General features: G+C 66.8%; 20 protein-coding genes and 2 pseudogenes. 18 read left to right on the top strand and 4 right to left on the bottom strand.

Annotated elements, in window-relative coordinates:
• The 10 genes from AC27KI_RS08830 to AC27KI_RS08785 form a co-directional block, all read left to right on the top strand.
• On the top strand, positions 1-449 hold a 449-nt coding region (locus tag AC27KI_RS08830; protein WP_487113485.1), incomplete at its 5' end, for an acyl-CoA dehydrogenase C-terminal domain-containing protein.
• A 48-nt stretch (positions 450-497) separates the two neighbouring features.
• Positions 498-932, top strand: coding sequence for a DUF2147 domain-containing protein (locus AC27KI_RS08825; protein WP_284429730.1), 435 nt, complete (start codon positions 498-500; stop codon positions 930-932).
• Positions 933-953: 21 nt separating this feature from the next.
• A complete protein-coding gene (locus AC27KI_RS08820) occupies positions 954-3,395 on the top strand; it encodes a 3-hydroxyacyl-CoA dehydrogenase/enoyl-CoA hydratase family protein (protein WP_487113483.1) in 2,442 nt (813 codons plus the stop codon).
• A 19-nt stretch (positions 3,396-3,414) separates the two neighbouring features.
• On the top strand, positions 3,415-3,933 hold the full coding sequence (locus AC27KI_RS08815) for a DUF4442 domain-containing protein (RefSeq protein ID WP_272565149.1): 519 nt from the start codon (positions 3,415-3,417) through the stop codon (positions 3,931-3,933).
• A gap of 49 nt (positions 3,934-3,982) precedes the next feature.
• On the top strand, positions 3,983-5,182 hold the full coding sequence (locus AC27KI_RS08810; RefSeq protein WP_317353130.1) for an acetyl-CoA C-acyltransferase: 1,200 nt from the start codon (positions 3,983-3,985) through the stop codon (positions 5,180-5,182).
• Positions 5,183-5,273: 91 nt separating this feature from the next.
• Positions 5,274-6,101 carry an acyl-CoA thioesterase gene (locus AC27KI_RS08805; RefSeq protein WP_487088997.1) on the top strand — a complete coding sequence of 276 codons (828 nt, stop codon included), beginning with the start codon at positions 5,274-5,276 and terminating at the stop codon, positions 6,099-6,101.
• Between the two features lie 62 nt (positions 6,102-6,163).
• A complete protein-coding gene (locus AC27KI_RS08800; RefSeq protein ID WP_284429734.1) occupies positions 6,164-6,943 on the top strand; it encodes an enoyl-CoA hydratase in 780 nt (259 codons plus the stop codon).
• Between the two features lie 123 nt (positions 6,944-7,066).
• The gene (locus AC27KI_RS08795) at positions 7,067-8,104 is read left to right on the top strand and encodes a tripartite tricarboxylate transporter substrate-binding protein (protein WP_487113481.1); all 1,038 of its coding nucleotides are present in this window, start codon (positions 7,067-7,069) and stop codon (positions 8,102-8,104) included.
• An 18-nt stretch (positions 8,105-8,122) separates the two neighbouring features.
• Complete coding sequence (locus AC27KI_RS08790; protein ID WP_284398167.1) at positions 8,123-8,611, top strand: thioesterase family protein; 489 nt, start codon at positions 8,123-8,125, stop codon at positions 8,609-8,611.
• A 150-nt stretch (positions 8,612-8,761) separates the two neighbouring features.
• Positions 8,762-9,346, top strand: coding sequence for a bactofilin family protein (locus AC27KI_RS08785; RefSeq protein WP_284429736.1), 585 nt, complete (start codon positions 8,762-8,764; stop codon positions 9,344-9,346).
• Between the two features lie 116 nt (positions 9,347-9,462).
• On the opposite strand, the gene AC27KI_RS08780 is transcribed toward AC27KI_RS08785, so the two are convergent.
• Entirely contained in the window at positions 9,463-9,900 is a 438-nt protein-coding gene (locus AC27KI_RS08780; RefSeq protein ID WP_487088996.1) for an acyl-CoA thioesterase, read from the bottom strand.
• A 40-nt stretch (positions 9,901-9,940) separates the two neighbouring features.
• Here AC27KI_RS08780 and AC27KI_RS08775 point away from each other — a divergent pair, with 40 nt between their 5' ends.
• On the top strand, positions 9,941-11,770 hold the full coding sequence (locus AC27KI_RS08775; RefSeq protein WP_284429738.1) for an ABCB family ABC transporter ATP-binding protein/permease: 1,830 nt from the start codon (positions 9,941-9,943) through the stop codon (positions 11,768-11,770).
• Between the two features lie 58 nt (positions 11,771-11,828).
• On the opposite strand, the gene AC27KI_RS08770 is transcribed toward AC27KI_RS08775, so the two are convergent.
• The 3 genes from AC27KI_RS08770 to AC27KI_RS08760 are packed head-to-tail and all read right to left on the bottom strand — an operon-like array spanning position 11,829 to position 14,764.
• Positions 11,829-12,860, bottom strand: a complete 1,032-nt coding sequence (locus AC27KI_RS08770) for a DctP family TRAP transporter solute-binding subunit (protein WP_272565140.1) — start codon at positions 12,858-12,860, stop codon at positions 11,829-11,831.
• A gap of 51 nt (positions 12,861-12,911) precedes the next feature.
• The gene (locus AC27KI_RS08765) at positions 12,912-14,210 is read right to left on the bottom strand and encodes a TRAP transporter large permease (RefSeq protein ID WP_284429739.1); all 1,299 of its coding nucleotides are present in this window, start codon (positions 14,208-14,210) and stop codon (positions 12,912-12,914) included.
• The gene (locus tag AC27KI_RS08760; protein ID WP_487088995.1) at positions 14,207-14,764 is read right to left on the bottom strand and encodes a TRAP transporter small permease; all 558 of its coding nucleotides are present in this window, start codon (positions 14,762-14,764) and stop codon (positions 14,207-14,209) included. The genes AC27KI_RS08765 and AC27KI_RS08760 overlap by 4 nt, the downstream gene beginning before the upstream one ends.
• A gap of 198 nt (positions 14,765-14,962) precedes the next feature.
• On the opposite strand from AC27KI_RS08760, the gene AC27KI_RS08755 reads away from it, so the two are divergent.
• From AC27KI_RS08755 to AC27KI_RS08725, 7 genes and pseudogenes are all read left to right on the top strand, one after another.
• Positions 14,963-15,901 (top strand): LysR substrate-binding domain-containing protein, encoded by a 939-nt coding sequence (locus AC27KI_RS08755; protein WP_272565137.1) that lies wholly within the window; start codon positions 14,963-14,965, stop codon positions 15,899-15,901.
• A gap of 185 nt (positions 15,902-16,086) precedes the next feature.
• Positions 16,087-16,974 carry an amino acid ABC transporter substrate-binding protein gene (locus AC27KI_RS08750; protein WP_487113479.1) on the top strand — a complete coding sequence of 296 codons (888 nt, stop codon included), beginning with the start codon at positions 16,087-16,089 and terminating at the stop codon, positions 16,972-16,974.
• A 122-nt stretch (positions 16,975-17,096) separates the two neighbouring features.
• Entirely contained in the window at positions 17,097-17,999 is a 903-nt protein-coding gene (locus AC27KI_RS08745) for an amino acid ABC transporter substrate-binding protein (RefSeq protein WP_284429742.1), read from the top strand.
• Positions 18,000-18,121: 122 nt separating this feature from the next.
• Entirely contained in the window at positions 18,122-18,853 is a 732-nt protein-coding gene (locus AC27KI_RS08740) for an amino acid ABC transporter permease (protein ID WP_272565134.1), read from the top strand.
• 1 nt (position 18,854) lies between these two features.
• Positions 18,855-19,547: an amino acid ABC transporter permease gene (locus AC27KI_RS08735; protein ID WP_272565133.1), complete on the top strand. Its 693-nt coding sequence runs from the start codon at positions 18,855-18,857 to the stop codon at positions 19,545-19,547.
• A gap of 23 nt (positions 19,548-19,570) precedes the next feature.
• Positions 19,571-20,116: pseudogene (locus AC27KI_RS08730) on the top strand (amino acid ABC transporter ATP-binding protein); the annotation flags it as partial.
• Positions 20,096-20,404 (top strand): annotated as a pseudogene (locus AC27KI_RS08725) (malic enzyme-like NAD(P)-binding protein); the annotation flags it as partial. The pseudogenes AC27KI_RS08730 and AC27KI_RS08725, both read left to right, overlap by 21 nt.

Genomic DNA, 20,404 nt, shown 5'->3' with positions numbered 1-20,404 from the left:
CGCTGGACCTGCTGGGCCGCAAGGTGCTGGGCAACAACGGCGCCACGCTCAAGAAGTTCGGCAAGCTGGTGGGCCAGCTGGTGCAGGAAGAGGGCGTGAACGAGAAGATGGCCGAGTTCATCAATCCCATCGCCTACCTGGGCGAGCAGATGACCAAGTTCACCACCGAGATCGGCTTCAAGGGCTTCCAGAACCCCGACGAAGTGGGCGCCGCCGCCGTGGACTACCTGCGCGTGGCCGGCCACCTGGTGTTCGGCTACCTGTTCGCCCGCATGGCCCAGGTGGCGCTGCGCGAGATCGCCAACGGCAACACCGACCCGTTCTATGTCGCCAAGCTGCAGACGGCGCGTTTTTACTTCGCCAAGCTGTTCCCCGAAACGGCCACGCTGATGCGCACCGCGCGTGCCGGCGCCAAGCCGCTGATGGACACCGACGCCGCGTTGGCCTGACCGCACCGGCCGCCCCCTTCCCCGCCTTTTTTTTGCACTGGAGCCGTTATGAATAAAGCGCTAGCAACGATGTTGTGTGTGGCCATGGCCGCCCCCGCGTGGGCCCAGATGTCGCCCGTGGGCGGGTGGCGCAGCATCGACGACAAGACGGGCGAGGCCAAGGCCGAGATCCGCATCGCCGAAACGGGCGGCGCGCTCACCGGCCGCATCGAGAAGTCGCTGAAGAAGGACACGCCCGCCGATGCGGTCTGCGTCGAATGCCAGGACGACCGCAAGGGCCAGCCCATCGCCGGCCTGGAGATCATCCGGGGCGGCAAGAAGGCCGAAGGCAAGGACGTGTGGGAGGGCGGCAAGATCCTCGACCCCGAAAACGGCAAGGAATACCGCGCCAGCTTCACGCCCATCGACGGCGGCGCCAAGCTGGAGGTGCGCGGCTACCTCGGCCCGTTCTGGCGCACGCAGGTCTGGCAGCGCATGCAGTAACCCATTCCAAAGAAACCAACCATGTCCCGATTCCAAGTGAAGAAAGTCGCCGTGCTCGGCGCGGGCGTGATGGGTGCGCAGATCGCCGCCCACCTCGCCAACGTGAAGGTGCCGGTCGTCCTGTTCGACCTGCCCGCCAAGGAAGGCCCGAAGAACGGCATCGTCACCAAGGCCATCGAGGGGCTCAAGAAGCTCAAGCCCGCGCCGCTGGGCGTGGCGGAAGATGCCGCGCTGATCGGCCAGGCCAATTATGAAGAGCACCTGGAGCAGCTGCGCGGGTGCGATCTCATCATCGAGGCGATCGCCGAGCGCATGGACTGGAAGCTCGATCTCTACAAGAAGATCGCGCCCTTCGTCGCACCCGGCGCCATCGTGGCCTCGAACACCTCCGGCCTGTCGATCACGCGCCTGAGCGAGGCGCTGCCCGACGCCATCAAGCCGCGCTTTTGCGGCATCCACTTCTTCAACCCGCCGCGCTACATGACGCTGGTGGAACTGATCGACACGCCGACGACCCGGCCCGAGGTGCTCGACCAGCTGGAAGCCTTCGTGACCAGCGGCCTCGGCAAGGGCGTGGTGCGCGCGCACGACACGCCCAACTTCATCGCCAATCGCGTCGGCATCGCCGGCATGCTGGCGACGATGAAGGAAGTGGAGAACTTCGGCCTGACCTACGACGTGGTGGACGACCTCACGGGCAAGAAGCTGGGCCGCGCCAGCAGCGGCACCTTCCGCACCGCCGATGTGGTGGGCCTGGACACCATGGCCCACGTCATCAAGACGCTGCAGGACAACCTGAGCGAAGACGCTACCAAAGGGACTGCGCAGTTTGATCCGTTCTACGGCAGCTTCGGCACGCCCGAGGTGCTGAACAAACTCATCGAGATGAAGAACCTGGGCCAGAAGGCCAAGGCGGGCTTCTACAAGAAGGTGGGCCGCGACATCCTGCGCTTCGACCTGGAAAGCGGCGAGTACGTGCCGGGTGGCCAGAAGGCCGACGAGGTGTATGCCCGCATGCTGAAGAAGCCCGCCGGCGAGCGCCTGAAGCTGCTGCGCCATGCCGAGGGGGCGCAGGGCCGGTTCCTCTGGGCCATCCTGCGCAACAGCTTCCATTACGCTGCCGTGCATCTGGGCACCATCGCCGACAACGCGCGCGACGTGGACCAGGCCATGCGATGGGGCTTCGGCATGAAGCAGGGCCCCTTCGAGCTGTGGCAGGAAGCCGGCTGGCTGGAGGTGGCGAAGATGATCCAGGAGGACATCGACGCCGGCAAGGCGCTCAGCAAGGCGCCGCTGCCCGACTGGGTGTTCAAGGGCCCGGTGGCCGAGGCCGGCGGCGTGCACACGGCCGAAGGATCGTGGAGCGCTTCGCGCGCCAAGTTCGTGCCGCGCCGCCAGCTGCCCGTGTACGAGCGCCAGCACTTCCCGGAGAAGCTGCTGGGCGAGGCGCTGCCCGACTGGCGCACGGCCGGCACCACGGTGTCCGAGTCCGATGCGCTGCGCACCTGGACGCTGGACAAGGATGGAGGCCCCTCCGGTCGCCGGATCCTGATCGCCAGCATCCAGAGCAAGATGCATGCGATCAGCCCCGACGTGATGGAGGGCCTCGTCGAAGCCATCGATATCGCCGAGCGCGAATACGACGGCCTGGTGATCTGGTCCGGCGACGCGCCGTTCAGCGTGGGCGCCGATCTGGCCGCCACCATGCCGGCCTTCGTCGTGGCCGGCATCTCGGCCATCGAGAGCGTCGAGCAAGAGCTGCAGAACCTCATGCTGCGCCTGCGCTACGCGCAGGTGCCGGTGGTGTCCGCCATCCACGGCATGGCACTGGGTGGCGGCTGCGAGCTGGCCGTGTATTCGGCCCGCCGCGTGGCGCACATGGAAAGCTACATCGGCCTCGTCGAAGTGGGCGTGGGCCTGGTGCCGGGCGCTGGCGGCCTGACCTACATCGCGCGCCGTGCGGCCGAGAACGCCGCCGCCTCCACGGGCAAGGACATGCTGCCCTTCCTGACCGAAGGCTTCACCGCCGCGGCCATGGCCAAGGTGGGCACCAGCGCGCTGGAATCGAAGAAGCTCGGCTACCTGCTGGACAGCGACATCGTCGTGCCGCACAAGGACGAGGTGCTGTTCGTCGCCTTGAACGAAGCCAAGGCGATGGCGGCCAGCGGTTGGCGCGCCCCTAACAAGCGCCTGTTCCCCGTGGCCGGCCGCAGCGGCATCGCCACCATCCGCGGCTCGCTGGTGAACATGCGCGACGGCGGCTTCATCAGCGACCACGACCAGCACATCGCCACCCTGATCGCCGAGATCGTGTGCGGCGGCGACGTGGATGCCGGCACGCTGGTGAGCGAGGAATACCTGATGGCGCTGGAGCGCAAGGCTTTCTGCGCGCTCATCCAGCACCCCAAGACGCAGGAGCGCATCCTGGGCATGCTGAACACCGGCAAGCCCCTGCGCAACTGATGTGCCATCGGACGACCGCATGACGACCTCCACCGGCGCATTCCCGCCCAACCGCATGCAGCTCCAGTTGGAACAGGTGGACGAGTTCCCGAAGTTCCTGCGCCCCTGGGTACGCAACCTGGTGCTGCGCCGCGCCGTGCCGTTCACCCGCACGGCGCGGGTGGAGTTCATCGAGATGTCGCCGAACCGCGTGGAAGTGCGCCTGCCCAACGAGCACCGCGTGCGCAATCACGTCGGCAGCATCCACGCCTCGGCCATGAACCTGCTGGCCGAGACGGCCACGGGCATGGCGATGGGCCTGAACGTGCGCGACGACTGCCTGCCGCTGGCCAAGGACCTGAAGATGGCCTTTCGCAAGCGCGCCACGGGCGCCTTGCGCGCGGTGGCGGTGCTGACCGACGCGCAGCGCCAGGCCATGCAGGACAGCGACAAGGGCGAGATGCAGGTGCAGGTCACCGTGACGGACGAGGCCGGCATCGAGCCGGTGGAATGCGAATTCACGTGGGCCTGGATTCCGTCCAGCCGCCCCGCCAAGTAACTGACTGATTGACTGACCGATCGATTGATCGATTGAAGGAGCCTTCTTCATGGCAAAACAAATGCAGGACGCCTACATCGTCGCCGCCACGCGCACGCCCATCGGCAAGTCGCACCGCGGCTTCTTCCGCAACACCCGCCCCGACGATCTGCTGGCGACCACCCTCAAGGCGGCCCTGGCCCAGGTGCCCGGGCTGGACCCGGCTTCCATCGAAGACATCATCTGCGGCTGCGCGATTCCGGAAGGCGCCCAGGGGCTGAACGTGGCGCGCATCGGCGCGGTGCTGGCGGGGCTGCCCACCAGCGTGGGCGGCATCACCGTGAACCGCTTCTGCGCCTCGGGCCTGTCGGCCGTGCAGATGGCGGCCGACCGCATCCGCGTGGGCGAGGCCGACGTGATGATCGCCGCCGGCGTGGAAAGCATGAGCATGGTGCCCATGATGGGCAACACGCCCTCGCTGTCGCCCAGCATCTTCGCCAAGGACGGCGACGTGGGCATCGCCTACGGCATGGGCCTCACGGCCGAGAAGGTGGCGCAGCAGTGGAAGGTGTCGCGCGAGGACCAGGACGCCTTCGCGCTGCAGTCGCACCAGAAGGCGCTGGCCGCGCAGCAGGCCGGCGAGTTCACCGACGAGATCACGCCCATCGAGGTGACCGACCGCACGGCGGACCTGGAGACGGGCGAGAGCATCGCCAAGACCCGCACCGTGGCGCTGGACGAAGGCGCACGGCCCGACACCAGTCTGGAAGGCCTGGCCAAGCTCAAGACGGTGTTCGCCGCGCGGGGCTCCGTCACCGCCGGCAACAGCTCGCAGACCAGCGACGGCGCGGGCGCGCTGATCCTGGCGAGCGAGGCAGCCGTGAAGCGTTTCGGCCTCACGCCGTTGGCCCGCTTCGTGAGCTTCGCCAGCAAGGGCGTGCCGCCCAGCATCATGGGCATCGGCCCCATCGAGGCCATTCCGGCCGCGCTGCGCTATGCGGGCCTCAAGCACGAAGACATCGACTGGTTCGAGCTGAACGAAGCCTTCGCCGCGCAGTCGCTGGCGGTCGTGCGCCAACTGGGCCTGGACCCTTCCAAGGTCAATCCCATGGGCGGCGCCATCGCCCTGGGCCACCCGCTGGGCGCCACGGGCGCCATCCGCGCTGCCACGGTGGTGCATGCGCTGCGCCGCAAGAACCTCAAGTACGGCATGGTGACCATGTGCGTGGGCATGGGGCAGGGCGCTGCGGGCATTTTCGAGCGCGTCTGAGGTCGGGGCGCATTGCGCGCCCCGGCATCCGGGTTCAGGCAGTCGCCGGCACGACGGGACGGAGAAAGCAATCACGGCACACTCGCACACCATGACCCTCGATCTCCATCCCCTGGACGACGCGCTGGCCCTGGAGCCGGCCGGTGCCCACCGGTACACCGGCCGGACCACGCCCGCCTACTGGAACATGGTCGGCCCTTTCGGCGGCGCGACGGCCGCGGTGCTGCTGCAGGCCGTGCTGCAGCACCCCGACCGCCTGGGTGAGCCGCTGTCGCTCACCGTCAATTACGCCGGTGCGGTGGCGCAGGGCCCCTTCACGGTGCAGGCCACGCCGGTGCGCACCAACCGGTCCACGCAGCACTGGACGCTGTCCATCGTGCAGCCCGGCGTCGACGGCGAGTGGGTCACGACCACCACGGGCACCGCCGTGACCGCCGCCCGCCGCGAAACCTGGAGCCTGGCCGACACCCCCATGCCGACAGCGCCCGGCCCCGACACCCTGGAGCCGCTGGCCAAAGGGCTGGGCGTGGCCTGGCTCGACCGCTACGACCTGCGGCCGGTGACCGGGGCCTTGCCGCAGCGCTGGGACGGCAACGGCGACAGCAGCCTGTCGCAACTGTGGATGCGCGATGCGCCCGCCCGCCCGCTCGACTTCTGCGCGCTGGCGGCGCTGGCCGACGTGTTCTTTCCGCGGGTCTGGCTGCGCCGTGCGCACCGGGTGCCGGCAGGCACGGTGTCCCTCACGGTGTATTTCCACGCAGGGCGGGAGCAGCTGGCCGCCACGGGCACCGGATTTTTGCTGGGCCAGGCGCGTGCGCAAGAATTCCGCAACGGCTTTTTCGACCAGACGGCCCAGTTGTGGAACGATGCCGGCACCATGCTGGCCAGCAGCCACCAGATTGTTTATTACAAGGAATGAGGCGCCCCCTGGCGCCCCGTTCGCTTTCCCCGCCCACGACCTTCCATGGCAGGAGCTTTCCCATGACCGATACCTCGACCCAGGACATCCTCGTTCACACCGAATCCGGCGTGGCCACCATCACCTTCAACCGCGTGGAGAAAAAGAACTCCATCACCACCGCGATGTACGCCGCGCTGGCGGATGCGCTGGAGTCCGCCGCGGCCGACAGCGCGGTGCGCGTGGTCGTGCTGCAGGGCGATGTGGCCATTTTCAGCGCCGGCAACGACATCGGCGACTTCCTGAACAAGCCGCCATCCACGCAGGACTCGCCGGTGTTCCGCTTCCTGCGCGGCATCGCCACGTTCCCGAAGCCGGTGGTGGCTGCGGTCTGCGGCCCGGCCGTGGGCATCGGCACCACCATGCTCTTTCACTGCGATCTGGTCTATGCGGGTGACAACGCCGCGTTCTCCATGCCGTTCGTCAACCTGGGGCTGTGCCCGGAGGCCGCGTCCAGCCTGCTCGTGCCTCAGATGATGGGCTACCACCGCGCGGCCGAGGCGCTGCTGCTGGGCGAGCCCTTCCTGGCCGAGGCGGCGCTGGAGGTGGGGTTGGTCAACCGCGTGGTGCCGCCCACCGAGTGCAACATGGTGGCCCAGACCCAGGCGCGCAAGCTGGCGGCCAAGCCGCTTTCCGCGCTCATCGAGACCAAGCGCCTCATGAAGCAGGGCCAGACGGCCGCGGTGCTGGAGCGCATGGCCGAGGAAGGCGCGAGCTTCGGCCGAATGCTGCAGGAGCCTGCTGCACGCGAGGCGTTCAGCGCTTTCGTCGAGAAACGCCGGCCGGATTTCAGCGCCGTGTGACCGCATCTGCGGGGGGCGTGGGCCTGGCGTTTTGCCTGGAAACCGGGCATAACGATAGATGCCGGTGGCATGAATCTGGCAGTACATTGCTGCTCATCCATCAACCCCCTGCCGGACCGTGCCATGACTGCTGCCAAACCACCATCGCCATTCGCTGCTCCCCGTGCGCCGTCGCGCCGCGCCTTTGTGCAATGGGGCGCATCGCTTGCCTGCGGGGCCCTGGGGGCGTCGGCCCTGGCTCAGGGGACGACCGCTTCGGCGCCCGTGCCGCTGGAAGGGGGCATCCTCAAGGTCGTGGTGCCGTATGCAGCCGGTGGAGCATCCGACCGGGCCGCGCGCCTGCTGGCCGATGCCCTCGGGCCCCGGCTGGCGGTGCCGGTGGTGGTGGAAAACCGCGTGGGCGCGGGGGGGCGGCTGGCCGTCCAGCAGTTGCACCGCGACAGCTCCGGCCAGAACCAGGTCGTGCTGGCCAACCCGGCCACCATGCTGGTGGCGCCGCTGGTCTTCAAGGACAACGGCTACGACCCCGACAAGGACTATGTGGCCCTGTCCCAGATCACGAGCTACCAGTTCGGCCTGGCCGTGTCCACGGCCGTGCCGGTCAAGGAGTTCGCCCACCTGCACGCCTGGATGCTGGCCAATCAGGACAAGCTGGCCGCCGGCGTGCCGGCCACCGGCAGTCTGCCGCATTTCTTTGCTTTGATGCTGGCCGAGAAGCTCTCCCTGCAACTGCCCGTCGTGGGGTATCGGGGTTCCGCGCCGCTGCTCAACGATCTGATGGGCGGCCACGTGCCCATCGCCGTGGACACACTGGATGCGCTGGAGCCCCTGCACAAGGCCGGCAAACTGCGCATTCTGGCGGTGTCGGGCGATCAGCGGTCTCCCACGCTGCCGACGGTGCCCACCTTCAAGGAGGCGGGCCTGGGCCTGTCCGCCCTCGGCTGGAACGTGCTCTACGCGCCTGCGTGGCTGCCGCCGGCCCGGGCCCGGCGCATCGCCGACACGGTGACCCAGGTCATGGCGGACCCGGCCCTGCAGGCCCGCTTCGTGGCGGCCGACATGGTGCCCGTCGTCAGCTCGCGCGACCAGACCGCCAAAATGCTGACGGCCTACAAGGCGCAATGGGCGCCGGTGGTCCGCCATTCGGGCTTTCAGCCCTGAACCCTTGCCCCTTCCTCGATGACTCCACCCCCTGATTCCGCCCAGCCCTCTCCGTTCGAGGCCGAGTTCATCGATGGTTTGAAGGACATCTTCGAGCAGCGCATCGTCTTCAACCAATTGCTCGGTCTCAAGGTGACGCACCTGGGAGCCGCACATGTCGAGGCGCGCATCGAGATGAAGCCCGAGCTGGTGGGGCACTACGCCTACAACCGCGTGCACGGCGGCGTCATCAGCGCGGGGCTGGATGCCATGGGGGGGCTCGCCGTGATGGCGGCCATCGGCGCCCGCCACATGGACGAGCCGCCCGCGCAGCGCCTGCACCGCTTCGGCAAGCTGGGCACCATCGACCTGCGCATCGACTATCTGCGGCCAGGCATCGGGAGCCACTTCACCCTGCGGGCCGAAGTGCTGCGGCTGGGCTCCCGCGTGGCCAGCACGCGCATGGAGTTTTTCGGCCCCGATGGCACCCTGATGTCGGCAGGCGCTGCGGCCTACATCGTTTCGTAGCCTCGGCCTGCGCGCGATCGCGGCGATGTATGTCGCTGCAAAGCATGCAAGTGCATGCAACGATCGAATGGTTTGGTTACCGTTCTTGCGTAACGCGGGGAGTTTTCGCGGAACGTCGCTTCTAGCATGGCTCTTTTTCAAGGAGATCTGATGGCCGTGCAAAACCCCTTCTTCGGCAAGCGTGAACCCGACGCATTCCAGCCTCGCCAACCTTCTTCCGTCCTCGGTGGTGCGACCACCGTGGTGCCTGGTGGCAACAGTGCCACGACCACGGCCCCTTCTTCCGCCAAGCCGGTATCCACCGGCACGGCGCCTGGCAGTGCCGTTTCCGACGGCGTGGGCAGCAAGCTGACGGTGGGCCCGAACATCAAGCTCAAAGGGGTGGAGATCACCGATTGCGACACGCTCGTGGTCGAAGGCACGGTGGAGGCCACGATGGACTCCCGCGTGATCCACATCGCTGAGCAGGGCGCCTTCCGCGGCTCCGCCGAAATCGACATCGCCGAGATCCACGGCGAGTTCGACGGCACGCTCACCGTGCGCGAAAAGCTCGTGATCTACAGCACCGGCAAGGTGACCGGCAAGATCCGCTACGGCAAGGTGGTGATCGAAGAGGGCGGCCAGCTGGCCGGCGAAATCTTTGCCGGCACGTCGGGCCCCGCTCCCCGTGCCAATGCGGTGAACAACAACACCGCCAACGCGCGCAACGAAGCGCCTGCACTCGCCGCGGCCTGAGCCTCGGCGGGCATTGCGACCGACCCCGGCGTGCGCCGAGGGCGCACGTCACCGACCTGCCACGTACGGCCCGTGGCAGGCCAGGCGTTTCGCGCCGGGGTTCTCACTGCATGTTCTCAGCCTGCCGTGCCGCTTTCGGGCACAGCGGTGGCCGGCAGCGGGCGGGGCCTGCCTGCGGCATCGATGGCCACATAGGTCAGCCGCGCTTCCGTGACCTTCACATACCGGCCCTGCGCTGAAAAGCGCTCTGCATACACCTCGACCTCCACCGTGACCGAGGTGCGTCCGGTGCGCGTGACCGCCGAGAAGAACGACAGGATGTCCCCCACGCGAACGGGCTGCTTGAACACGAATTCGTTCACCGCCACGGTGGCCATGCGGCCCTGCACATAGCGCGCCGGCAGCACCGATCCCGCCAGGTCGACCTGGGCCATGACCCAGCCGCCGAAGATGTCGCCGTTGGCGTTGCAGTCGGCCGGCATCGGAATCACCTTGAGCACCAGCTCCTTGTCGGTGGGCAGTTCGGTCAACGCAGCGCTGGGAAGAGCGGTCATGGGCACAATCTCGGTAAAACAACAACCGGAATTGTCCTTCATGCGCCCCCACGGCGAATCCCCACCCCCTCTTGCCTCGCGCTCCGGCGCCGGCTCCCGCACCGACTGGGCCACGCTCGGCCGGCTCGTTCCCTATCTCTGGCAATACAAGTGGCGGGTGATCGCGGCGCTGGTCTTCGTCGTGGGGGCCAAGGTGGCCAACGTCGGGGTGCCGCTGCTACTCAAGCAGTTGATCGATGCCATGTCGATCGCCCCGGGCGACCCTGCCGCGGTGGTGGTCGTGCCCATCGCCCTGCTGCTGGCCTATGGCGGGCTGCGCCTGTCCACCTCCATCCTGACCGAACTGCGGGAACTGGTCTTCGCCAAGGCCACGCAGGGCGCCGCCCGCAGCATCGCGCTGCAGACGTTCGAGCACCTGCATGCCTTGAGCCTGCGCTTTCACCTGGAGCGGCAGACGGGCGGCATGACGCGCGACATCGAACGCGGCGTGCGCGGCATCGAATCGCTGATCTCGTTCACGCTGTTCAACATCGGCGCCACCCTGATCGAGGTGTTCCTGGTGCTCTCCGTGCTGGCCGTCAAGTTCGACGCGTGGTTCGCCTGGATCACGCTGGGCGCCCTGGGCCTGTACATCGCGTTCACCGTGCTGCTGACCGAATGGCGCACGAAATTCCGCCGGCAGGCCAACGAGTTCGACTCGGCCGCGCACGCGAAGGCGGTGGACTCGCTGCTGAACTACGAGACCGTCAAGTACTTCAACAACGAGGCGTTCGAAGCCCAGCGCTACGACGAAAGCCTGCAGCGGCTGCGCCATGCGCGGCTCAAGAGCCAGACCTCGCTGTCGCTGCTGAACACCGGGCAGCAGCTCATCATCGCCACCGGCCTGGTGGCCATGCTGTGGCGCGCCGCGCAAGGCGTGGCCGATGGCCGCATGACGCTGGGCGATCTGGTCATGGTGAACGCCTTCATGATCCAGCTCTACATCCCGCTCAACTTTCTGGGCGTGATCTACCGCGAGATCAAGCAGAGCCTGACCGATCTCGACAAGATGTTCACCCTGATGGACAAGGAGCGCGAGGTGGCCGATGCGCCCGGCGCCCAGCCGCTGGTCCACCTGGAGCACCCGGCTGTGCGCTTCGAAGACGTGCACTTCGCCTACGAAAGCCGTGCGGGCAGCGCGCGGCCCATCCTGCACGGCATCAGCTTCGAGATTCCCGCCGGCAAGACGGTGGCGGTGGTGGGGCCCTCGGGCTCGGGCAAGTCCACGCTGGCGCGTTTGCTCTTTCGCTTCTACGACATCCAGTCGGGCCGCATCACGGTGGCCGGGCAGGACATCCGGGCCGTGACACAGGACAGCCTGCGGCGCGCCATCGGCATCGTGCCGCAGGACACCGTGCTGTTCAACGACACCATCGCCTACAACATCGCCTACGGCCACCCGGGCGCGGGCCAGGATGCCGTGGAAGCTGCCGCCCAGGCCGCGCGCATCCACGGCTTCATCGCCGCCACGCCGCTGGGTTACGCCACGCAGGTGGGCGAGCGCGGCCTCAAGCTCTCGGGCGGCGAGAAGCAGCGGGTGGCGATCGCCCGCACGCTGCTGAAGAACCCGCCGATCCTGATCTTCGACGAAGCCACCTCCGCGCTCGATTCCGCCAATGAGCGGGCCATCCAGGCCGAACTGAAAAGCGCGGCGCGCAACAAGACGGCCCTGGTGATCGCGCACCGCCTCTCCACGGTGGTGGATGCGCACGAGATTCTGGTGATGGAAGCCGGCCGCATCATCGAGCGCGGCACCCATGCCGCGCTCCTGGAGCAGGGCGGCCGCTACGCCAGCATGTGGGCGCTGCAGCAAAGCGGAGAGGCCGGCTGACGGGGCGCCGCAACGCACCCTCGTGCGCGGGCGCCGGTCCGCAGGCCGACCCGGCCCTTCAGGGCTTGCGCGCGGCGATCGCCTTCTCGGCCTGGTCCACCAGGTCCGCGCCGATCTGGCCCTTCCACTTGTCGAACACCGGGCGCGTGGCCTTGGCGAAGGCGGTGCGTTCGGCGGGGCTGAGCTGGGTCACCGTCACCCCGTGGCTGGCGATTTCCTTGAGCAGGGGCTTGTCGGCCTCGACCATGCCCTTGCGCGCGATGGCGATCTGTTCCTTGCCGGCGTCGATGGCGGCCTGCTTGACGATTTCGCGGTCGGCAGGCGTCCAGGAATTCCAGATGTCCTTGTTGACCACGAAGATCAGCGGGTCGTTCATGTAGCCCCACAGGGTCATGTATTTCTGCGCCACGGTGTAGAGCTTGGCGGCCATGTAGACCGACACCGGGTTCTCCTGCCCGTCCACGGCGCTGCTGGCCATGGCGGGCTGGGCGTCGGCCCAGCTCATCTGGGTGGGGTTGGCGCCCAGTGCGGAGAAGGTGTCCAGGAACAGCGGCGAGCCGACCACGCGGATCTTCAGGCCCTTGAGGTCCTCGGGGCTCTTGATGGGGCGCTTGGAGTTGGAGATTTCACGGTAGCCGTTCTCGCCCCAGGCCAGCGGCACCACGCCGGCCTTGTCCAGCGTCTGGAAGATGCTCTTGCCCACCTCGCCTTGCGTCACCGCATCCACGGCGGCGTAGTCTGGAAACAGGAAGGGCAGCGAGAACAGGTTGAGCGGCTTGACCTGGGGCGACCAGTTGATGGTGGAGCCCACGGCCATGTCGATCACGCCTTGGCGCAGCGCGCTGAACTCGCGCGTCTGGTCGCCCTGGATCAGCGAAACGCCGGGGTACAGCTTGATGTTGATGCGGCCCTGCGTGCGTTCGCGGACCTTGCTGGCCCACAGTTCGCCGCCCTTGCCCCAGGGGAAGGCGGTGCCCAGCACCAGCGACATGCGGTATTCGCTCTTGTAGTTTTGCGCCAGGGCCGGCGTGGCGAAGGCCAGTGCGGCGGCGGCAGCGACGGCGCTGGTGAGGAAGGTGCGCAGTTTCATGGTTTCAGTCTCCTGGTTCTCGGTGAAAAGGGGGCGGTGGGGTCGATGGGGTCAGTAGCCCAGGCGGGCGGGCAGCCACAGCGCCAGTTGCGGGAAGGCAATGACCAGCACCATGACGATGAACATCGCCAGCAGCATCGGCCCCACCCAGCGCACGGTGGACTCCATGCGCACGCCGGCGATGCGGCACGACACCATGAGGTTCACGGCCAGCGGCGGCGTGAACTGGCCCAGGGCGACCTTGAGCGTGAGGATGACGCCGAACCACACCGGGTCCCACTGGTAGTGCTGCATGATGGGCAGCAGCAGCGGCACGAAGATCAGGAAGATCGAGATGCCGTCGAGGAACATGCCCACCGTGATGAGCAGCAGGATCAGCAGCGCCATCACGCCGTATTCGCCCAGGCCCGAGTTCACGATGGCCTTGGCCACCGGATCGATCACGCCCAGCGTGGACAGCGAGAACGCGAAGATGCCGGCCAGCGACACCACCAGCAGGATCACGGCCGAGAGCTCGCCCGCCTCGCGCAGGATGGGAAACAGGTCGCGCACCCGGATGGTCCGGTGGATGCACATGCCCACGAACAGGCCGTAGAACACCGCCACCACGGCCGCCTCGGTGGGGGTGAACCAACCCGCCCGCATGCCGCCCAGGATCAGCACCGGCGCGGCCAGGCCCCAGGAGGCTTCGCGCAGGCTGCGCCAGAACGGCGGGCGTGGCATGGAGGATTCGAGCGCGCCCATCTTGTGCCGGCGGGCCAGCCAAACCGCGGGCACGATCAGCGCGATGCCGGCGAGCACGCCGGGAATCATGCCGGCCGCGAACAGCGCGGGCACGGAGGCGCCCGGCACCAGCACCGAATAGATGATGAACGCGACGGAGGGCGGGATCAGGATGTCGGTGGCCGCCGCGGCGCCCACCACGCTGGCGGAGAACGAGCCCGGATAGCCCGCCCGCGACATGGCCGCGATCATCACGCCACCCACCGCGGCCGCGTTGGCCGGGCCCGAGCCGGAGATGCCGCCCAGGAACATCGCCACGGCGATGGCCACCAGGGGCAGCATGCCCGGGCCGCGGCCCACGATGGCCACGGCGAAGTTCACGAGCCGAAGCGCCACGCCGGAGCGGTCGAAGATCGAGCCCACGAGCACGAACATGGGGATGGCCAGCAGCGGGTACTTGCCCAGGCCGGCATAGAAGTTCTGGGGCACGGCCAGCAGGCCGAACCATTGGCTGTCGGCATTGGCCAGGGCAATGGCCGCCACCCCCGCCAGCCCCAGCGCGGCGCCGATGGGCACGCCCACGAACATCATGGCGAGGAACGCCACGAACAGCAGGGTCGCGATCATGCGGAGGTGTCCTGCCGGCCCGCCGGGGAGGCCGTGCGGCCCCGGCGGATGAACAGCCCCACCGCCCGCCAGGTGATCAGTGCGGACAGCAGCGGCAGCCACACCGAGTACCACCACTGCGGCACGCCGATGCCGGGGGAGGTCTCGCCGAAGCGGTAGTCGTCCCACACCACCCGCACGCTCAGCACGGCGATCGCGCCGAACAGCAGCGCCACCATCAGTGCACCGAAGCGGGCCAGCAGGTGACGGCGCGCGGCCGAGCCGCCCTCGGCGAACCATTCGATGCGGATGTGCTGGTCGCGCGCGACCGCGGCGGAGCCCGCCACCAGCGCCAGGACGATCATGAGGAAGACCGAGATCTCCTCGGTCCAGGCGAAGGATGAGTTGGTGAAGTAGCGCACCAGCACATTGGCGAAGGTGATGAGGGCCAGCGCCGCCATCACGATGACGGTGAGCCAGTCTTCGATGCGCAGGGAGCGGGGAGCGTCGTCGGGCGGTGCGGCAGGCCGTGCCGCGTCGTGGGGCGCGGGCCCGGACGGGGGAAGTGAGGACATGGGAGGCAGAGGGTCGAGAGAACGGACAACGTGGCGATGCGGGTCACTCTGCCCGCCGGCCTTGTGCGCCAGGGGCCCGGACGGGGCGGCGCTCGGAGCGCCGAAGCCATTTTGCAAGCAAACGTGGCAGGGTCCGGTGCAGGGTTTCCCCAAGGGGCCTTGCGCCGCAGGCGCGCGCGGCCCCCGATAATGCGCGCCATGGAAACCAAGTGGCTCGAGGATTTCGTCAGCCTCGCGGAAACGCGCAGCTTCAGCCGTTCAGCGCAATTGCGCCACGTGACCCAGCCGGCGTTCTCGCGCCGCATCCAGGCGCTGGAGGCCTGGGCCGGCACCGATCTGGTGGACCGCAGCTCCTACCCGACCCGGCTCACGCCCGCGGGCAAGACGCTCTACGAGGAAGCGCTGGAGATGCTGCAGGCCATGCAGAACACCCGCGCCATGCTGCGGGCCCACACCAGCGCCGGCAAGGACATGATCGAGTTCGCAGTGCCGCACACGCTGGCTTTCACGTTCTTTCCCGCCTGGCTGTCGAGCCTGCGCGAGCGTTTCGGGCCGGTCAAGAGCCGCCTCATCGCGCTCAACGTGCACGATGCCGTGCTGCGCCTGGTAGAGGGGGGGTGCGACCTGCTGATCGCCTACCACCATCCCTCGCAGCCCTTCCAGCTCGACGCCGACCGCTATGAAATGGTGACCCTGGGCCAGGAAATCCTCTCGCCCTATTCGCGCGCCAATGCCGACGGCCAGCCGCTGTTCAGCCTGCCGGGCCGCGCGGGCGAGCCGCTGCCCTACCTGGGGTATGCACCCGGGGCCTATCTGGGCCGCGTGACGGATTTGATCCTCAAGCAGTCGGGCACGGCCATCCACCTGGACCGCGTCTATGAAACCGACATGGCCGAGGGACTGAAAGCGATGGCGGTCGAGGGGCACGGGGTGGCCTTCCTGCCGCACAGCGCGGTCAAGAAGGAACTGCGCTCGCGCCGCCTCGTCAGTGCGGCGCCCCCGGGCGTGGAGGACCTGCAGATGGCGATGGAAGTGCGGGCCTACCGCGAAAAGCCGTCCGGCAAGGAACCCTCCAAGGGCATCGCCCAGTCGTTGTGGACCTACCTGCAGGCCCACAGTACGGACAAGCCCCTTTGACCGCAGGGTCAGGTTATGTGTCAAATGCATATTCCACCGTGCATTTGGCATTGGAAAGACCGTGTGACGGGACGTACATTCCGTCCCGGCGTCCGGAGCGAAGTGCACAAGCCTTCGCCCAACAGAGACGCCCGGCCTGGCACGGTGTTTGCTCAGGTTAGAACTTACGAACTTTGAGACAAGCCATGAAAACATTCCATTGGAAGGCCGTATGGGGCGTTGCCGCCTTGTGCTGGGGCATGGCTGTCTCCGCGCAGGGGGTACTGGAGCGGGTCACCGCCGGCGGCAAGCTGGTGCTGGCCTACCGGGAATCCTCGGTGCCCTTTTCCTATGTGGACGCCGGCAAGCCCGTGGGCTACGCGGTGGAGCTGTGCCAGCGGATCGCCGAGGTCGTGCGAAAGAAGACCGGCCGCAAGGACATGGAAGTGGAATTCGTGCCGGTCACCTCGGCCAACCGCATGGAAACCATCGAGAAAGGCCGCGCCGACATGGAGTGCGGCTCCACCACCAACAATGCCGAACGCCGCCAGGTCGTGGCGTTCACCGTGCCCCACTTCATCACCGGCGCCCGCCTGCTGGTGCCGGCCCAGAGCAACGTGGACCGCATCGAAGACCTCAGCGGCAAGAAGCTCGTGTCCACCAAGGGCACCACGCCCTTGAATGCGGTCCAGCAGATCAACCGCGAGCGGCTCCTGCAGATCAACATCGTCGAAGCCCCGGACCACGCCAGGGCCGTCGAGATGGTGGAAAAGGGCGAGGCCGATGCCTTCGCGATGGACGACGTGCTGCTCTACGGCCTGGCGTCCAACCGCCCCAATCCGGCCGCCTTGAAGGTGGTCGGCAAGTTCATCACCACCGAGCCCCTGGCGATCATGCTGCCCAAGAACGACCCTGCGTTCAAGAAGGTGGTGGACGACGAGATGCGCCGGCTGATCACCAGCCGCGAGATCTATCCCATCTACGACAAGTGGTTCGCCCAGCCCATACCGCCGTCCAACCGCGCGCTCAATCTTCCGGTGAGCTATCTCTTGCGGGATTTCTGGCGCTATCCCACCGATCAGGTTCCGTTTTGAGCGCCGTTTTTTAGCTGCGCTGACCCGATGTTCCGGGTATTCGGCATGGTGGCGAATTCCACTCCGTGCCAATATCTAGAATGATTGTTTCCGTTGTATCCGTAAGTTCTAAGGAGATCCTGATGAAGAAGCATTTGCTGGCAGTCGCCATCACCGCCCTGGCTGCAGGGAGCGCATTCGCGCAAGCCAATGACACGCTGGCCAAGATCAAGGCCTCCGGCACGATCACCGAAGGTGTGCGCGAATCCTCCGGCCTGTCGTACACCCTGGGTGACGGCAAGTACACGGGCTTTCACTACGACGTGTGCGCCAAGGTGATCGCCGACGTGCAAAAGCAGCTCGGCCTGGCCAAGCTGGACGTCAAGTACCAGCCCGTCACGTCGCAAAACCGCATCCCTCTGGTGCAAAACGGCACCGTGGACATCGAGTGCGGCTCCACCACCAACAACGCGGCCCGCCAGAAGGACGTCGCCTTCGCGGTCACGACCTATGTCGAAGAAGTGCGCATCGCCGTCAAGGCCGATTCGGGCATCACCGGCATCAAGGACCTGAACGGCAAGAACATCGCCACCACCACGGGCACCACCTCGGTGCAGACGCTGCGCAAGAACAAGCGCGCCGAAGGCCTGACGTTCAAGGAAGTGTTCGGCAAGGACCATTCCGACAGCTTCCTGCTGCTGGAATCCGGCCGCGCTGACGCCTTCATCATGGACGGCTCGATCCTGGCTTCCAACATCGCCAAGTCCAAGAGCCCCAACGATTTCAAGATCGTCGGCGAAGTGCTGAGCGTGGAACCCATCGCGATCATGATCCGCAAGGACGACCCCGCCTTCAAGAAGGCCGTGGACGACAGCATCAAGGCGCAGATCAAGTCCGGCGACATGGCCAAGCTGTACGACAAGTGGTTCATGCAGCCCGTGCCTCCGAACAACGTGAAGATCGGCCTGCCGGTGAGCGAAGCGACGAAGGCCGCCTGGGCGAACCCCAACGACAAGCCCATGGAAGAGTACGCCACCAAGGACTGAGCGCCCGGCGCTCGCATGCGGCAAACGCCCACCTGACGGTGGGCGTTTGTTTGTTTCCCCGGCAGGGATGCCCGGGATGGGGCGCCAAGTTTGAAGACAACGAGATTTGAGAAGGATTTCCCATGGGATCAAATTGGGATTGGCAAGTCTTCCTGCAGGACCCAGGGGGTGAATACCCGACCTACCTCCAGTGGATGCTCTCTGCCTGGGGCTGGACGGTGTCGGTGGCCCTGCTGGCCCTGGTCATCGCGCTGGTGATGGGATCGATCGTCGGGACGCTGCGCACGCTGCCCGACAACAAGGTGCTGGTCGGCTTCGGCAATGCCTGGGTCGAGCTGTTCCGCAACATTCCGCTGCTGGTGCAGATTTTTCTGTGGTACCACGTGCTGCCGGCGATCTTTCCGGTGCTCAAGGGCGTCTCGGGCTTCATCCTCGTGGTGCTGGCGCTGGGCTTCTTCACTTCGGCGCGGATCGCCGAACAGGTGAGGGCAGGCATCCAGGCCCTGCCGCGCGGCCAGCGCTACGCGGGCATGGCCATGGGCTTCACCACCGTGCAGTACTACCGCTACGTGCTGCTGCCGATGGCATTTCGCATCATCATTCCGCCGCTCACGAGCGAGACGATGAACATCTTCAAGAACTCGTCCGTGGCCTTCGCCGTGTCGGTGGCCGAACTGACGATGTTCGCGATGCAGGCGCAGGAAGAGACCTCGCGCGGCATCGAAATCTACCTGGCCGTGACGGGCCTGTACGTGATCTCGGCCTTCGCCATCAACCGCATCATGGCCTTCATCGAAAAGCGCACGCGCGTTCCCGGCCTGATCGTGTCCGGCGGCACGGGGGGAGGCCACTGACATGATGAATCTCGACCTTTCCTTCTACAGCTGGGACATCATCAGCAAGTTCGTCGTCAAGGGCTTTTACTTCAGCATCATGCTGACGCTGATCGCCACGGTCGGCGGCATCCTGCTGGGCACCGTGCTGGCGTTGATGCGCCTGTCGGGCAAGAAGTGGCTGGACGCGCCGGCCACGTTCTACGTCAACGGCATGCGCAGCATCCCGCTGGTGATGGTGATCCTGTGGTTCTTCCTGCTGGTGCCGGCCTCGTTCTACGCGGCCCTGCCCGGCGGAATCGGCACGAGCTACCGCTCGGAGCTGTCGGCCATCATCACCTTCATCGCCTTCGAGGCCGCGTACTTCAGCGAGATCATGCGGGCCGGCATCCAGTCGATCTCCCGCGGACAGGTGTTCGCGGGCCAGGCGCTCGGGATGACCTACGGCCAGAACATGAAGCTCGTGATCCTGCCGCAGGCGTTCCGCAACATGCTGCCCGTGCTGCTCACGCAGACCATCATCCTGTTCCAGGACACTTCGCTGGTCTACGCCATCGGTGCCTACGACATGCTCAAGGGCTTCGAGACGGCGGGCAAGAACTACGGGCGGCCGATCGAGGCCTACCTGCTGGCAGCCGTCGTGTACTTCGCGATGTGCTTCGCACTGTCTTGGGTCGTCAAGCGCCTGCACCGGAAAATCGCCATCATCCGCTGAGCGGAAAGAGTGAGGAAATAGCAATGATTGAAATGAAGAATGTCTCGAAGTGGTACGGCAGCTTCCAGGTGCTGACCGACTGCTCCACTTCCATCCAGAAGGGCGAAGTCGTGGTGGTGTGCGGCCCTTCGGGCTCCGGCAAGTCCACGCTGATCAAGACCATCAACGCGCTCGAGCCCTTCCAGAAGGGCGAGATCTTCGTGGACGGCATCGCCGTGCACGATCCTAAGACCAACCTGCCCAAGCTGCGCAGCCGCGTGGGCATGGTGTTCCAGCACTTCGAACTGTTCCCCCACCTGTCGGTGACCGACAACCTGACGATCGCGCAGATCAAGGTGCTGGGCCGCGGCGCGGACGAGGCGAAGAAGCGCGGCCTCAAGATGCTGGACCGCGTGGGCCTGTCGGCGCACAAGGACAAGTTCCCCGGCCAGCTGTCGGGCGGCCAGCAGCAGCGCGTGGCGATTGCCCGTGCGCTGTCGATGGACCCCATCGTGATGCTGTTCGACGAACCCACGTCCGCCCTCGACCCCGAAATGGTGGGCGAAGTGCTGGACGTGATGGTGGGCCTGGGCGTGAAGCGCGAGCACATCTTCGTGGTGGACTCCAAGGGCGTGATCCACGACGGCCGCGCGAACCTCGACGAATCCAAAGGCCCGCTACGCTCAAAAAGACCGAGGCCCGCACGCTGGCCGACGTGGTCAACGGCGCCGACGTGTTCCTGGGCTGCTCGGCCCCCGGCGTGCTGACGGCCGAGATGGTCAAGACCATGGCCGACAAGCCGATCATCCTGGCCCTGGCCAACCCCGAGCCCGAGATCCGCCCCGAGCTGGCAAAGGCCGTGCGCCCCGACTGCATCA

It is taken from the genome of Acidovorax sp. KPB24-03, assembly GCF_057546605.1.
The sequence above is the reverse complement of the archived record's forward strand: the minus strand, read 5'-3'. Positions and strand labels throughout refer to the sequence as shown.

Coding starts and splice junctions, on each gene's coding strand:
- AC27KI_RS08775 (WP_284429738.1), top strand. CDS start 9,941: ATGCGCCCCCACGGCGAATCCCCACCCCCTCTTGCCTCGCGCTCCGGC.
- AC27KI_RS08790 (WP_284398167.1), top strand. CDS start 8,123: ATGACTCCACCCCCTGATTCCGCCCAGCCCTCTCCGTTCGAGGCCGAG.
- AC27KI_RS08785 (WP_284429736.1), top strand. CDS start 8,762: ATGGCCGTGCAAAACCCCTTCTTCGGCAAGCGTGAACCCGACGCATTC.
- AC27KI_RS08795 (WP_487113481.1), top strand. CDS start 7,067: ATGACTGCTGCCAAACCACCATCGCCATTCGCTGCTCCCCGTGCGCCG.
- AC27KI_RS08740 (WP_272565134.1), top strand. CDS start 18,122: ATGGGATCAAATTGGGATTGGCAAGTCTTCCTGCAGGACCCAGGGGGT.
- AC27KI_RS08805 (WP_487088997.1), top strand. CDS start 5,274: ATGACCCTCGATCTCCATCCCCTGGACGACGCGCTGGCCCTGGAGCCG.
- AC27KI_RS08770 (WP_272565140.1), bottom strand. CDS start 12,860: ATGAAACTGCGCACCTTCCTCACCAGCGCCGTCGCTGCCGCCGCCGCA.
- AC27KI_RS08825 (WP_284429730.1), top strand. CDS start 498: ATGAATAAAGCGCTAGCAACGATGTTGTGTGTGGCCATGGCCGCCCCC.
- AC27KI_RS08750 (WP_487113479.1), top strand. CDS start 16,087: ATGAAAACATTCCATTGGAAGGCCGTATGGGGCGTTGCCGCCTTGTGC.
- AC27KI_RS08820 (WP_487113483.1), top strand. CDS start 954: ATGTCCCGATTCCAAGTGAAGAAAGTCGCCGTGCTCGGCGCGGGCGTG.
- AC27KI_RS08745 (WP_284429742.1), top strand. CDS start 17,097: ATGAAGAAGCATTTGCTGGCAGTCGCCATCACCGCCCTGGCTGCAGGG.
- AC27KI_RS08810 (WP_317353130.1), top strand. CDS start 3,983: ATGGCAAAACAAATGCAGGACGCCTACATCGTCGCCGCCACGCGCACG.
- AC27KI_RS08735 (WP_272565133.1), top strand. CDS start 18,855: ATGATGAATCTCGACCTTTCCTTCTACAGCTGGGACATCATCAGCAAG.
- AC27KI_RS08800 (WP_284429734.1), top strand. CDS start 6,164: ATGACCGATACCTCGACCCAGGACATCCTCGTTCACACCGAATCCGGC.
- AC27KI_RS08815 (WP_272565149.1), top strand. CDS start 3,415: ATGACGACCTCCACCGGCGCATTCCCGCCCAACCGCATGCAGCTCCAG.
- AC27KI_RS08755 (WP_272565137.1), top strand. CDS start 14,963: ATGGAAACCAAGTGGCTCGAGGATTTCGTCAGCCTCGCGGAAACGCGC.
- AC27KI_RS08780 (WP_487088996.1), bottom strand. CDS start 9,900: ATGACCGCTCTTCCCAGCGCTGCGTTGACCGAACTGCCCACCGACAAG.
- AC27KI_RS08760 (WP_487088995.1), bottom strand. CDS start 14,764: ATGTCCTCACTTCCCCCGTCCGGGCCCGCGCCCCACGACGCGGCACGG.
- AC27KI_RS08765 (WP_284429739.1), bottom strand. CDS start 14,210: ATGATCGCGACCCTGCTGTTCGTGGCGTTCCTCGCCATGATGTTCGTG.